We start from the raw sequence: 13720 nt of genomic DNA on the forward strand, positions 1-13720 counted from the left end.
AAATGGAGGAAGGTTCAGAATTATTGGACCTTCTTTCCTTTTATTGTCTTGCTATTTGCTGTATTATTTAATTGATAACTGAAAATTTAGAAAACTGTTTTTGTAGATAAATTTATAATTTGATAGATTAGAAGGCTTAAAAGGAGGGAGAAGTTGGATGGAGAAGTTCGATGGAGAAGTTCGATGTGATTGTTGTTGGTGCAGGATTGGCTGGTTTAGTTGCAACTGCTGAGATGGCTGATGCTGGAAAAAGTGTATTGTTATTAGACCAGGAACCAAAAGCGTCAATAGGTGGTCAAGCTTGGTGGTCATTTGGTGGGCTATTTTTAGTAGATTCTCCTGAGCAACGTAGGTTAGGAATTAAGGATTCAAGGGAATTAGCTTGGCAGGATTGGCTTGGAACTGCAGGATTTGATCGAGAAGATGATGAGGATTATTGGGGAAAGAAATGGGCAGAGGCATATGTCGAGTTTGCATCAGGTGAGAAGAGGCAATGGCTTTATGACATGGGGGTGAGATTTTTTCCAATCGTCGGTTGGGCTGAACGTGGAGGATATCTTGCAGAAGGTCATGGAAATTCAGTGCCCCGATTTCACGTAGTATGGGGGACAGGTCCTGGAATTGTTGCTCCTTTCGAACGAAGAGTTCGCGAGCATATGAAAAAAGGTTTAGTAGAATTCAGATCCCGACATCGTGTAGATCAACTTCTAACACAAGATGGAGCTGTAGTAGGAGTAAGTGGTTCTTTATTAGAACCAAGTAAATCAGAACGAGGAGAAGATAGCTCTCGTGAAGTCATTGGTGACTTTCAATATGGGGCAAAGGCCGTTTTAGTATCAAGTGGCGGTATTGGAGCGAACTTTGATTTAATACGCCAAAATTGGCCAAGTCGATTAGGTACCCCGCCGAAAAGAATGATATCTGGTGTTCCAGCACATGTTGATGGTCGAATGCTTGCCATTACTGAAAATGCTGGTGGTCGAATTGTTAATCGCGATCGAATGTGGCACTACACTGAAGGCATAAAAAATTGGAATCCGGTATGGAGCAATCATGGTATCCGTATTCTTCCTGGACCATCTTCAATTTGGTTGGATGCCCGAGGACAACGATTTCCTGCACCAAATTTTCCTGGTTTTGATACTTTAGGTACATTACAAGCCATTCAAGAAACTGGTTATGATTACTCCTGGTTTATTTTAACGAAAAAAATTATTCAGAAAGAGTTTGCCCTTTCAGGTTCAGAACAAAATCCTGATTTAACCGGAAAAAGCATAAAACAAGTGATGAAAAGAGCAACTTCAGGGATACCAGCACCGGTAAAAGCTTTTATGGAAAAAGGAGAGGACTTTGTTGTTGCAGACACGTTAGAAGACCTTGTTGAAGGCATGAATAAGATAACCGGGGAAAACTTACTAAACTATGATGAAATCAAACGGCAACTAATTGCACGTGATCGTGAAATGGATAATAAATTTACGAAAGACTTACAAATAACTGCCTTAAGAGGAGCGCGAAATTATATTGGTGATAAATTAATTCGTGTTGCATCTCCTCATAAAATTTTAGACCAAAAAAACGGTCCGTTAATTGCTGTTCGTTTAAATATTGTAAGTCGTAAAACACTTGGTGGACTTCAAACAAATTTAGATGGGAATGTATTAAATTCTTCAGGTGATGCTATTCCTGGACTATATGCAGCAGGTGAAGTTGCTGGATTCGGCGGTGGTGGTGTACATGGTTATCGCGCGATGGAAGGAACCTTTTTAGGCGGTTGTTTATTTTCAGGTAGACAAGCAGGAAGAGCGATTAGTAGAGATTTAGAATAAAATCGAACTCATCTAACAAATACGTTTGATCGACAAACTAGTCGATCTTATTTTTTCTTTTGTTGACTTAAACCATAGTTTAAGTCGTATGATATTCCTGTCGACAATGAAAGATATGTTTTGGGGGTCTGCCAATGAAATATTGTTCAATTAGTGAAGCTGCAGCAAAGTTCAATATTACTGAATCAACCTTGCGTTATTATGAAAAAAAGGGATTATTACACTGATCGAGCGTGATAAAGCAGGTAGAAGGCTTTTCTTTAGAGAATCAAATTTCACTCCTAGAAACCGTTATTTGTCTAAAAAATACGCATATGCCCATTAGTAGTATTAAGCAATATATTGATTGGGTCGTAGAAGGAGACAACACGATTGAACTCCGACTTGAAATGATGAGGAATCATAAGCAGGCAGTTCTAGAAGAAATATCGTTAATGACAAAATCGCTAGAGGGGATTGATTTGAAAATTAATCGAAACAATGCAGGGATTCAACAACGTTTTAATATCGTGAACCACTCCCACCACTTAGCTAACGCTTGAAGTGGTGGCTTCTCGATTCCATGACGAAAGCAACCTTTCATCTCCACGAGCGTTACTTCCCACAGTTCCTGCGGTAGATGTCCAACGAATGGAGGTTCTTTCGTTACCTTAGTTATTTTACGAGTGGAAGGGTGACGGGCTTGGTTTTCGCACGATGTCTTATTTGTCCACTCAACCTTATATAACTACTTCTCAAAGAACAATTCATAAGAAAATCAAAGCATATAACCATATGTTTTTCTATCGAAAAAAGGCAATGCATCTCCCACCTACCGTTGGACTAAGTTCTTAACAAGCTTGAGGAAGGAGACTTCTTGCCTGATTATGTTAAAATCAGATGCAAAGAACGATTGGAAATTTCAATTGGATATGGAACTTCAGTTGAACGACTTCGTATGTCGCGAGATCAAGTCGATGAACATGTGACAAATATGTATAATATGTTGAAAAATACAATTCAATAACCAACTATTTTAAAAAAGGGCAAGTTCGTTAAATCGAATTTGTCCTTTTGTTGCTTTGTATTGGTTTTACACTATTCCTTATTCTAAACAACCGTATAGCCTGTTCTATGATAGGGTACGAATAAAAAGGGTACTAAAAAACTGAACAAGCTATTGATATTGGAAAAGGAGTGGGTGTGTAATGGATAAAATGAAGAATACAGTTAGTCCCGACACACATGCTGATATAGCACAAAAAACAGTTGGGCAGTATTTGTTTGATTGCTTGAAGCAAGAGGGGATTACTGAAATTTTCGGTGTCGCAGGGGACTATAATTTTTCACTACTTGATACGTTGGAGCGATATAACGGAATCCAGTTTATTGAAGGACGGAACGAACTAAACGCGGGTTACGCTTCAGATGGCTATGCAAGAATCAAGGGGATTTCTGCTCTTATTACAACGTTTGGTGTTGGGGAGTTGAATGCATGTAATCCAATAGCCGGAGCCTATAGCGAACATGTTCCAATAATCCACATTGTTGGTTCGCCAAAAGAAAAAGATCAAAAAGAGCACAAGCTAATGCACCACACTCTAATGGATGGGGATTTTAATGTATTTCGCAATATGTATAAACAGATAACGGCCTATAGTGCGGTAATCACACCTGAAAATGCCATGATTGAAATTCCTGCTGCTATTCGCATTGCAAAAGAAAAGAAACAACCTGTTTACCTCGTTGTGGCTGATGATTTAGTCGATCAGCCGATTATGGAACGGATAGAGCCAACACAACAACTAAAAACGTCAAACTTAAAATTTATTCAGGCTGCGACAGAACATGTCCGTCAGCTACTAGAAAATGCTAAGCGGCCTGTTATTCTAGTGGATGTAAAAACAATGCGTTTTGGCCTTCAGGCTGCTGTACTAAATTTAGCAGACGCCATGAATATACCTGTTGCGTCCATGATGTTCGGTAAAGGGGCATTTGATGAAACCCATCCAAATTATATTGGGATGTACTTAGGCTCGTTTGGATGTTCTGAAGTTCAAAGTACGGTAGAAAATGCAGACTGTATCATTGCGATTGGCTTGGTACCCGCGGACACCAACACAGGGAATTTTACAGCAAAACTGAATTCAATGGTGACCATTAATATTCAATCGGACTTAGTGAAGATTGCTGAGGCGGTATATCCGAACGTTCTTGCAAATGACATGCTTCAAGCAGTACAAAATGTGGGTTATAAAGGTGAGGGAGCGATCAAAAAAGTGTCATTCCCATACGATCAATACAAAGTAAGTAACGATGAACCACTTAAGGCAGCCGGCTATTATCCACTTTTTCAACGTATGCTGAAAAAGGACGACATTATGATCGTTGAGATTGGTACACTCTTCAATGGCATGGCAGAGGTGAGACTGCCTAGTAATATTACATATATTGGGCAAGGAGGCTGGGGCTCCATCGGATATGCAACCCCCTCGACGTTTGGTACCTGTATCGCAGCCCCAGAACGTCGGGTGTTACTGTTTACAGGTGATGGTTCACTACAGTTAACTGCACAAGAAATCAGCTCTATGCTATATTACGGCTGTAAACCGATAATTTTCGTCTTAAATAATGACGGTTATACCATCGAAAAATATTTAAATGTAAAAACCAAAAATCAAACATACAACAAAATCCCTAGATGGTCTTACACTAAGCTAGCTGAAGCTTTTGGAGGCAATGCGTTTACTGCTATTGTTCGTACTTATGGAGAGTTTGAACAGGCAGTAAACGAAGCTGAAATTGAATGTTCCGAAAGACTCTGTCTTATTGAAATGATTGTAAAAGACCCATTGGACGCACCAGAAAATATGAAAAAGATGTACAAGTATTTGGAGAAACAGGCAATGCAACGCAGTCAAAAGTAGTCAGTATAAACAAAAAAAAGTTGGAATCAATGATCCCAACTTTTTTTGATGTTCATCGCTCTATTATTTGTTCAATATACCGAGTGATGAAAACTTTGATCTGCTTCCTTATAGCTGGCCTGAAATTTAGTTTGATTTTTTTCTCTTGACTTGAAATCCATTTCATAAATTAGATTGAAAGTAAGCCGTATTTGAACGGAGGGGGAAAAAATGAACAGAAAAATTAACCTTCAACACGATGAAAATGTATTGTCTAACGTTACAGGCTTATTGGAAATCTTTGATGGAACACTAAATATTTACTTTGGAGATTTGTTTTTAACCAATAAAAGATTATATATTGTAACCAATAAACTAATAAAGATGGAAAAATCATTCTGGTTTGAAGGAGAAAGGAAAGAGTTTGAACATTCTACACTCATTGTAGGAGAACACAGGATTACGGTAAGATGGGCATACAGTGGAAACCTCATTTCTTACTAAACGCTTTTTCCAAGATTGAATGTAATGCATAAAAATCCTTGATAATTCATATATGTTGGAGGTGTGCGATGGCAAATATTAACGATATTGCAAGATTAGCAGGTGTATCGGTCTCTACTGTTTCTAGAGTACTAAACAATTATAAGTATGTTGCTAGTGATAAACGTGAGGCAGTTCTTAAAGTTATTGAAGAAATGAACTATACACCAAATAAAAATGCAATTGATTTAATTCGAGGAGAAACACGGACAATAGGGGTTATTCTCCCATATAACAACAATCCAGCATTTGATCAAATATTAAACGGTATACTGAACAAGGCATTAGAGAAAGATTTTTTGATAACGGTGCTTCCTTCAAATTATCGTAAAGAAAAAGAAATGGAGTATTTGCAAAAATTAAAAAGCAAGCTGTATGATGGCATCATTATCACTTCACGAGCAAATGATTGGGAAACAATCATTCCGTTTAGCAAATATGGTGCAATCGTAGCTTGTGAATATACGCAACACAAGGAAATCGGCTGTTCCTATATGGACCGCCATTCTTCGTATTTGGATGCTTTTCAATTATTAAAAAACAAAGGGCATGATGTGGTAGCATTCACAACTGCTAGGCTAGAAAGCAACAGTACGAAGCAAATGATTGCTGCCTATATTGAAATATTTGGTGAACTTCAACCTGAATATCATCTCACAGAATGTCATTGCTTAGAAGATGGATATGAAGCAGCAAAGAAATTTCTCCAATTACAAAAAAAGCCAACCGCTATCTATGCAAATGGGGATGAAGTGGCCGGTGGAATGTATTTATACGCAAAGTCGCAACAATTGAAAATCCCTACTGATTTAGCAATCATTGGCCAAGAAAATCAACCAATTGGAATAGGTATGGGAATTCCTACAGTGGATCATCAATTAACAAAAATCGGTGAACACGCTTGTAGCCTTGTAATAGCGAAATCTAGAGAAAAAGTAAAAATACCATATCGAATTATAGATAGAGATTCTATTTAAAGCATAATGAATGATAAAAAAATAGAGAAAAATGTGGGGAAAGAAAATGAGTAAAAAATTTATTGTTTTTGATATTGATGGAACATTACTAACGACTGAAATGAAGTTTTTAGACAGTACGAAACAAGCTTTGGTTTCTCTAAAAGAAAATGGACATGAAATCGTAATCGCGACAGGAAGAGATTACACTTCTGCAATATCCATCGTCGACGAACTCGAAATTGATACGTATGTTTTATGCAATGGGTCAGTAGGGTTTGTCAGTCATGAAATAGCTCATGAGGAAATATTTTCAAAAGAATCTATTATGAAATTAATTGAAATTGCGATGGAAAACAATGATCAGATTGTGTTCCAAACATTGAACGGGGTAAAAAGACATTTTGAAGAACCTGGAGAGTCATTAACTAAGTCCTATGAAAGTCTAGGATTGATTATACCTGACTTTGATGAGATGTATTGGAAAGAAAATTCTATTATTCAAGCTATGCTGTTTTGCAAGACTGAAGATCTTCACAAATATGATATCAATGAATTCCGCTATGTTAGTTGGCACCAATATGGCTCAGATGTTATTCCTAGAGAAGGTTCCAAAGCTAAAACAATTTTGAAAATCGCTAAAGAAAATGGATTTAAGCAAGAAGATATTGTCTTCTTCGGTGATGGAATGAACGACATCGAACTAATGGAACATTCAGGAGTTGGCGTTGCAATGGGAAATGCTGAAACTGCGGTTAAAGAGAAAGCCAATTTAATCACAGATAGTTGCAATGAACATGGAATTTACAATGCTCTTAAGAAAATGTTATTAATCTAATATGTGAACGAATTCTGTCTTTATGTATGATATTTTTTGGAAAATCGAATAATAAGCTTCAGTTAGCTCTTTATCTGGAGGACAAATATGAAGCGCACATTTAAAATAATTGGAATATGTTTACTTTTAATAATCATAGTTGGTGTTGGATCGATATTTCTATCCCCAAGGCCTGTAACGTGGATTTTGAAGAAGTCTTTTGCGGGTGGTATTGAAGTAGAGGCAGCAGATTATGGTATAGCAAAACAAAAAACTACAATGGATACTGATATTGAGTACTCATCAAAATATAAAAGCAGTACGTTCGATTTGATTAAATATAAAGGTGACCAAAAATACGTTCCAACCATTTTTTGGATTCATGGTGGTGCTTTTGTAGCCGGAGATAAAAATGATGTTCGAAAATATGCTACATATATAGCGAGTCATGGGTATAATGTAGTGAATATAAATTATCCTTTGGCGCCGAGTGTTGCTTATCCAATACCTCTACAACAAATCGATCAAGCTTACAAGTTTATTAAAAAAAATGCTGGTAAATATGGACTGGATTTAAACAATATTTATATAGCTGGAGATTCAGCTGGAGCTCAGCTTACAGCACAATTTGTTAGCATTCAAATGAATAAACACTATTCCGATACAGCTAAAATCAGTCAGAGCGTTGATCAAAATACAATTCGTGGTGCGATTCTTCTTTGTGGTCCTTATGATCTGAAAGAAGTGCAGACAAACGCTTCTTCAAGAATGATTAAATTTATGTTTAAGCGAGTTGGATGGGCCTATTTTGGAAAATACAATTGGGAAGATGAAAAGATGACGAAGGAAACATCTCTTTTAAGAAATGTACCAGAAAAATTTGTTTCAACATTTATAACTGACGGAAATACAGGTTCCTTTGAATCACAAGGTAAAAAATTTGCAACTTTACTAGAAAAAAGAACAGGTGTTAAACAAGTCTTTTATAGTAAATCAGAAGGAAAACTAGGTCATGAATACCAATTCCAAATGAATACGAAAGCTGCTCAAAATACATTTAATGAATTACTTAACTTCTTGAATGGTACGAAAGTTTCTCAATAAAAAGGTGATGGGTTTGCTACTTCCGTTCATTAAAAAAAGAAGTCTCATAAGTACTTTCACTTATGAGACTTCTTTTACTTTATAAATTTTTAATTATTTTACACCAACTGCATCAAATGCATTATTAACAGTTGTTACTTCAGCAGAGCCTGCACCATATAAGTCAGCAGCAGATTGTACAAGTGCTGCACGAGCTTGACTAAATGTTGCTGAAGAAGTTAAGTAAACTGTATTTGCGCGATAGAAAATTTTAGCAAGTTTATCATTACCGATGCCTGTTACAGATACACCGTAATGAGTTCCACCAACTGCAATTAAGTAAGCAGCTTTGTTAATGATACTGCTATTTGTATGAACTCCTCCATTATCAGAAGTTCCAGTGTAACGTTTTGAGTAGTGATCTGGATCACCATATTTAGTTGGATCACTCATTGAACGAAGTGAGTCACCAGCAATACCTGGTGTGTAGATATCCTCACCAATCTCGTAATCTGGATTGTTATTATTATAGAACTCAATAACAGTTCCAAAAATATCCGAAATCGCTTCGTTTAATGCACCAGATTCATTTTGATAGATTAAGTTTGAACTTCTTTCTGTAACTGCGTGAGTTAACTCATGAGCTACTACGTCAAGTCCACCTGATAAGTAAGTGAAAGTCGTTCCATCACCATCACCATAAACCATTTGAGTACCGTTCCAAAATGCATTGTTATAACTACGGCTATAATGGACAGTTGATTTTAAAGCAGCACCATTACCATCAAATGAATTACGTCCAAAAACAGTTTTATAATAGTCATATGTTTTTCCAGCATAATAATGTGCATCAACTGCTGCAGCTTCACTTGTGCTATTTAGTAGTGTGTCAGTGCTTGACAAAAGAGTACCAGGAAGAGTAGTACGATTAGATCCATTATATGTGAAAATACCGTTTCCTCTTGTATTGTCTTGTAAATAATAAGTTGAACCAGATAAAGTCATATTTAATGTTTTTGTATCACCAAGTACACCTTTTCCTGTTGCAGTTACATTTGTACCAGAAACTGTTGGTTTAGCAACTGATGCTCCAGCTGATTTACTAGCAGCATGGATACTGTCCATTGTATCAATACTATTATATTTATTTAAAACTTTTCCAGTTGAAGCCTCAATGAAATAATAAAAGTTTCCAGGTTTAGGAGAAAGGAAGTTTAAGTTTACAACATAAGCATACGTAGCATTATCACCATTTGTATAAACTACTAGTTGAGCTGTTGGGTCTTTTTCATAGACAGGGGTATATCCAAGGTCTGCTTCTGCGATTTTGATAGATTTATTAGCGTTAACTTTTTTAGTAGATTTTAACCCTTTTTTAGTATCTAAGTTTGGAATTACTGTACCAGAGAAAACATGTAGAGCACCATTATCTCCAACTACAGCCGTTTGAGTAGATCCCCATACAGGAACACCGTTATAAACTTGTTGTAGTCGAAGTGCGGTACCATAAGTATCTTTTTTGCTAGACTTAACAATGAACGAATCATTTGCGGACTTTGAACCTAATTTGAACTTATCTTTGTTAGCATTTACATACTCTTTTACAACAGTTTCAGCATTCTTAGCTGATGGTTTTGTCAGCTGTCCAGAAACGAATTCAGGAGATCCTACTGATTTGTTGTACTTGTATTTAGATAATACATTTTTTGGTGCAGCATATGTATTAGTTACTCCTAAACTACTTGCCGCCAAACCTACAGATAATCCAACCGCTAAAACTTTTTTGTTCATTAAAAATTCCTCCCCTTGGTTAACAATGTGGTATTGAGGAATTCATCGTATCACCTGAAAAACTGGTTTATCAAACGACAAAAAACGTCAATTCTTGCATTTTGTGAGGGAAAAATAAGCGTAAATATCGACGAAAAATTTATTCAGAATCTTTAAAATAGTTAAAAAGTATCAATTTTAGTTAAAAAATGGTAAATAAAAAATCGAATTTTATTAAGAATATGTATGATTTTGGTTAAAATTAACTCAAGGAAATGGAGCTTAAAGAGAAAAAAAACATTGAAATTATTATATTAGAAAATGATTATTTTCTAGATTTGTTAAAAATTAAAGTAAGAAAAACAAAAAAAGGCAGAAAATTTAGAGAATTAATGATTTCCTGCTTTTAATATTCATTGACCTTATTTTTTTCATAATCTTCTTTGCTACAACGAAATTCCTTTATAAATAATGATAATCTTTGCTTTCACATGAACCTTTGAGTCTTATTTATTAGCCTTGCTGATTGTTAAACAATCATTGCAAAGTATAAAATCACCCTAAAATTACCAAAATAAATAACAAAAACTAGTAAAAGGGTGAGTTAATTGAGTATCGAATTCCAGGTTGGAAAAGATTACGAAAATGGTTCAATTAAAGATGTTTTACACGATTTAGGTTTTCAAGAAGATGGTAGAGAGTTTAGAAAAGACGGAAAGAGATTTCGTTATGAAGGCTGTGATAAGTATCAAAGCTATATCTTTTCTGTGACGATGAATCAATTAAATTAAAGTATTATAAATAGACCTAATTTGGTTTTTGTTTAATTAATCTAGTTATTTAAATCCTATGAAATGTTAATTTCAATAGGATTTTTTTATTTCAATGACTTTATCTCCAAACTTACACAAATTTTTGCACATTTTTCTATCGGATATAGTCGAAAGTAGTCTGATTTTTTTAAAAGTGTTGATGTTACTACACTAAAATAATCCGTTTGACCTCCGATTGAATTTTCAGAATAATTGAGAAGGTAGTCGGAAAATAGGTGGAAGAAGATGGGGAGTAAAAACAAATAAAACTTTAGAGGTATAATTAGTAGACATGCTAAATAGAATGATACAAAGAACTAGTCCTAAGTAGGTTTTAATAATAGGACTAGTTCTTTTTACGAAAAATCGTTGTTCTATACAAGTAGGAGGGGCAATTATGAACTTTACAGATTATCTAATAAATGTAAAAAAACTCAATGAAGTCAAAGCGAGTCAATATAATCATAGACTTTCAACTTTAAAAAAATATAGAATTTATAACAATGAAAAAGTATTAAGTGTTCATATGTTAAAGAGGATTAAAAGTCTTTCCAAAGATACAACAAAACAATATTTAAGGACGATTAATTATCATATTGAATTTTTGAATGATAACTATAGGATGTAACAAATGTTTATTACTTCTAAACTAAATAATGTTTGAAAGGGCACTCTAAAGGATAAAATCCTGATAGATTGTCTTTTTTTATTAAACAGTTTTTGAAGGGGATGTAGTAAATATGAAGAATTTTTATAGAGTAAGTATTTTATTTAGTTTAATGCTTTTTATGATGAGCGGATGTAATGGGAATACACTTAATACAACTAAAATTTCAGATGAGACAAAGGTGGCGAATGTTACAATGAACCCTTCTTTTTTTGTAGATCCATCAATTGATTTTTCAACTAATCAAATGACTTCGATTATTATTGAATTTAAAACAAAGCCTGCTGTGGTAGCTGTAAAGGAAGCAGAGGCAGCTGGAAAACAACTTACTTTGGAAGAGGCAACTAAGCAAGTAGAAGAAAGTCATGCAAAATTTCAAGAAGAATTAAAAACTCTGCTAGAGGATCAGCATGTCCCTTATATGATTAGGCATGTTTATAAAACTGCACTGAATGGTGTATCAATGGAGCTACCTGGTAAGGATATTAAACGATTATCACAATCAACAGTGATTGCAAGAATCTATCCAAATAAAAAAGTACATATTATGCCTCCTGTTACACCGTTTAATCAGAAATAATCATTCATTTGTGAGTGCCTCAAAAGTTTACATACTTTTGAGGCACTTTTTTAGAAGGAAAACTTTAAATTTAAAAAATCGAATTATTTCAAATACTATTTCATTAAAAACGATTAATTAAGCGTTTTTATTCTACAAAAACAAAATAAATTTGCTATTATGATATAAAAAAGCTAGAAGTGAAGGTGAAAAACACGATGGAAATTCATTTAGTTGCAAAAGATGAGTTAGAGGCTTCAGGGATTAGGTGGGTCGTGGAATCGCACTTTACTGGTATTAACCTTGTTTCTTGGAAAACGGTGGGAGAATTTGAAAAGGCTATTCAAAAACAGCAACCAGACCTTGTCATATTTGATATGGATCATTGGAAAAATGAGAGTGAAAGATTTGGTGATTTAATCCAAAAATTTTCAATTCGTTGGTTAGGTATTTCATCCGAGCGAATTTTTCAAACTGCTTATCTTGCATTACAATATCGAGCGGAGGATGTATTGTTTCGCCCGTTTTCTCCTACTGATTTAATTAAGCATATTCAACAATTACGCTATCAAATTCGTAATAAAGAAAGATACTTTACTAGAAACATTAATGAAGAAATAAGCCCATTTAATATAGATTATCCTGACCTTTTTTTGAATGAACGAATGTATGATGGTCCGATTACGATGGTTGCATTTTTGACACCGAATTCAAGTACACTTCCACTTGTCTATAAAGCATTAGAACGAAATCCCTTTACCGGGAAAAATCGTCTATTCGTAGGATCTGACTTTATTTTAAGTGTACATGAAGTTGATGAAGTATTATTGCAGGACGAATATAATGCATTTCTTGCTCGTTGGAAAGAAATGATGGATGAGCCTCTTGCAATCGTAATGAAAGTTGGAACTCAGGAAGAGACATTAAAAGATATTTTCGAGCAAACACTTCAGTTAACACGGAGAATCTTCTTTGAAGGTTATGATATTATTTTGGCTGAAAACGAACCAATGCCATTTCAAGAGAAGGATCCATTCCTTACGCCTCTAGAGCAACGCCAATGGATTGAAATGCTAGAAAAAAGAGATGCAAAAGCGATTCGAGACTGGATGGAACTAGAATTTTTAACTTTTCAGCAGCCTTACCCAGATCCAGAAATTGTTCGAATCCGATTAACAAGTGTACTTGCACAAATAAGAAGATATATGAAATCAAATAATCTTCAAAATGCATCCTGGGAAGGTACTTATTATGATATTTTCCAAAAAATTGTACATGGACCGATCATCTATCAAATTGTTCAAGAATTGCTTGATTTTACAACAAGACTATTGCTACAAGGGCATGATTCAACCCAAGAAGGTCACCGTAATTTAGTTGAAAAAACAAGGGAGTTAATTGAATCAAATTATTGGGATGCCGGATGGAGTTTAACAGATTGCGCTGATGCACTAAGGATTAATAAAAGTACACTAAGTCGTCGCTTTGCGGCCGAATCAAATCAATCGTTTAGAGAGACACTCCATGAAGTGCGCATTAGAGAAGCAAAACGATTATTAGATGAAACTGACTTACCACTAGATGAAATTTCAAGATTAATTGGCTATTCTCACCAATCATATTTTAATGCAAAGTTCAAACAACTTGAGGGGTGTACTCCTTTAGTTTATCGATCAGGATTATAAAAGAAACGGTTCAGTTTAGGCTGAACTGTTTTTTTTATGAATCTATTTAACTAAGAATCATTGATGAATTAGTAGAGAAATAAAACAAATGGCCTAGAAGTAACGTGACAAAAG

General features: G+C 35.0%; 14 protein-coding genes. 13 read left to right on the forward strand and 1 reads right to left on the reverse strand.

The window, feature by feature from the left end; all coding sequences use genetic code 11:
- The first annotated feature begins 170 nt into the window (after window positions 1-170).
- From COJ46_RS09275 to COJ46_RS09310, 9 genes are all read left to right on the forward strand, one after another.
- Window positions 171-1829, forward strand: coding sequence for an FAD-binding dehydrogenase (locus COJ46_RS09275; RefSeq protein ID WP_097978112.1), 1659 nt, complete (start codon window positions 171-173; stop codon window positions 1827-1829).
- A gap of 134 nt (window positions 1830-1963) precedes the next feature.
- A complete protein-coding gene (locus COJ46_RS24950) occupies window positions 1964-2056 on the forward strand; it encodes a MerR family DNA-binding transcriptional regulator (protein WP_286145498.1) in 93 nt (30 codons plus the stop codon).
- 6 nt (window positions 2057-2062) lie between these two features.
- Window positions 2063-2371 (forward strand): MerR family transcriptional regulator, encoded by a 309-nt coding sequence (locus tag COJ46_RS09280; RefSeq protein WP_286145499.1) that lies wholly within the window; start codon window positions 2063-2065, stop codon window positions 2369-2371.
- A gap of 314 nt (window positions 2372-2685) precedes the next feature.
- The gene (locus COJ46_RS09285) at window positions 2686-2835 is read left to right on the forward strand and encodes a hypothetical protein (protein ID WP_176527932.1); all 150 of its coding nucleotides are present in this window, start codon (window positions 2686-2688) and stop codon (window positions 2833-2835) included.
- Window positions 2836-3016: 181 nt separating this feature from the next.
- Window positions 3017-4735: an alpha-keto acid decarboxylase family protein gene (locus COJ46_RS09290; protein ID WP_098565862.1), complete on the forward strand. Its 1719-nt coding sequence runs from the start codon at window positions 3017-3019 to the stop codon at window positions 4733-4735.
- A 210-nt stretch (window positions 4736-4945) separates the two neighbouring features.
- Entirely contained in the window at window positions 4946-5218 is a 273-nt protein-coding gene (locus COJ46_RS09295) for a hypothetical protein (RefSeq protein ID WP_098565863.1), read from the forward strand.
- A gap of 68 nt (window positions 5219-5286) precedes the next feature.
- Window positions 5287-6234, forward strand: coding sequence for a LacI family DNA-binding transcriptional regulator (locus tag COJ46_RS09300; protein ID WP_098565864.1), 948 nt, complete (start codon window positions 5287-5289; stop codon window positions 6232-6234).
- Between the two features lie 46 nt (window positions 6235-6280).
- Window positions 6281-7051 carry a Cof-type HAD-IIB family hydrolase gene (locus COJ46_RS09305; protein ID WP_097978108.1) on the forward strand — a complete coding sequence of 257 codons (771 nt, stop codon included), beginning with the start codon at window positions 6281-6283 and terminating at the stop codon, window positions 7049-7051.
- 87 nt (window positions 7052-7138) lie between these two features.
- Window positions 7139-8134 (forward strand): alpha/beta hydrolase, encoded by a 996-nt coding sequence (locus COJ46_RS09310; protein ID WP_098565865.1) that lies wholly within the window; start codon window positions 7139-7141, stop codon window positions 8132-8134.
- 93 nt (window positions 8135-8227) lie between these two features.
- On the opposite strand, the gene COJ46_RS09315 is transcribed toward COJ46_RS09310, so the two are convergent.
- Window positions 8228-9904 carry a M4 family metallopeptidase gene (locus tag COJ46_RS09315; protein WP_097978106.1) on the reverse strand — a complete coding sequence of 559 codons (1677 nt, stop codon included), beginning with the start codon at window positions 9902-9904 and terminating at the stop codon, window positions 8228-8230.
- 587 nt (window positions 9905-10491) lie between these two features.
- Here COJ46_RS09315 and COJ46_RS09320 point away from each other — a divergent pair.
- The 4 genes from COJ46_RS09320 (at window position 10492) to COJ46_RS09335 (ending at window position 13606) form a co-directional block, all read left to right on the forward strand.
- On the forward strand, window positions 10492-10674 hold the full coding sequence (locus COJ46_RS09320; protein ID WP_097978105.1) for a hypothetical protein: 183 nt from the start codon (window positions 10492-10494) through the stop codon (window positions 10672-10674).
- Window positions 10675-11092: 418 nt separating this feature from the next.
- Window positions 11093-11323, forward strand: a complete 231-nt coding sequence (locus COJ46_RS09325; protein WP_069035062.1) for a hypothetical protein — start codon at window positions 11093-11095, stop codon at window positions 11321-11323.
- A 112-nt stretch (window positions 11324-11435) separates the two neighbouring features.
- The gene (locus COJ46_RS09330; RefSeq protein ID WP_286133627.1) at window positions 11436-11942 is read left to right on the forward strand and encodes a protease inhibitor I9 family protein; all 507 of its coding nucleotides are present in this window, start codon (window positions 11436-11438) and stop codon (window positions 11940-11942) included.
- Window positions 11943-12139: 197 nt separating this feature from the next.
- The gene (locus COJ46_RS09335) at window positions 12140-13606 is read left to right on the forward strand and encodes a response regulator transcription factor (RefSeq protein ID WP_098565866.1); all 1467 of its coding nucleotides are present in this window, start codon (window positions 12140-12142) and stop codon (window positions 13604-13606) included.
- Window positions 13607-13720: the final 114 nt, after the last annotated feature.

The sequence above is a fragment of the Bacillus sp. AFS077874 genome (assembly GCF_002566505.1).
In the GTDB taxonomy this organism is placed as follows: Bacteria; Bacillota; Bacilli; order Bacillales; family Bacillaceae_G; genus Gottfriedia.

Bases quoted from the DNA above. Each gene is read 5' to 3' on its own strand.
- COJ46_RS09275 (WP_097978112.1), top strand. From the start codon at position 171: ATGGAGAAGTTCGATGTGATTGTTGTTGGTGCAGGATTGGCTGGTTTA.
- COJ46_RS24950 (WP_286145498.1), top strand. From the start codon at position 1,964: ATGAAATATTGTTCAATTAGTGAAGCTGCAGCAAAGTTCAATATTACT.
- COJ46_RS09290 (WP_098565862.1), top strand. From the start codon at position 3,017: ATGGATAAAATGAAGAATACAGTTAGTCCCGACACACATGCTGATATA.
- COJ46_RS09295 (WP_098565863.1), top strand. From the start codon at position 4,946: ATGAACAGAAAAATTAACCTTCAACACGATGAAAATGTATTGTCTAAC.
- COJ46_RS09300 (WP_098565864.1), top strand. From the start codon at position 5,287: ATGGCAAATATTAACGATATTGCAAGATTAGCAGGTGTATCGGTCTCT.
- COJ46_RS09305 (WP_097978108.1), top strand. From the start codon at position 6,281: ATGAGTAAAAAATTTATTGTTTTTGATATTGATGGAACATTACTAACG.
- COJ46_RS09310 (WP_098565865.1), top strand. From the start codon at position 7,139: ATGAAGCGCACATTTAAAATAATTGGAATATGTTTACTTTTAATAATC.
- COJ46_RS09315 (WP_097978106.1), bottom strand. From the start codon at position 9,904: ATGAACAAAAAAGTTTTAGCGGTTGGATTATCTGTAGGTTTGGCGGCA.
- COJ46_RS09325 (WP_069035062.1), top strand. From the start codon at position 11,093: ATGAACTTTACAGATTATCTAATAAATGTAAAAAAACTCAATGAAGTC.
- COJ46_RS09330 (WP_286133627.1), top strand. From the start codon at position 11,436: ATGAAGAATTTTTATAGAGTAAGTATTTTATTTAGTTTAATGCTTTTT.
- COJ46_RS09335 (WP_098565866.1), top strand. From the start codon at position 12,140: ATGGAAATTCATTTAGTTGCAAAAGATGAGTTAGAGGCTTCAGGGATT.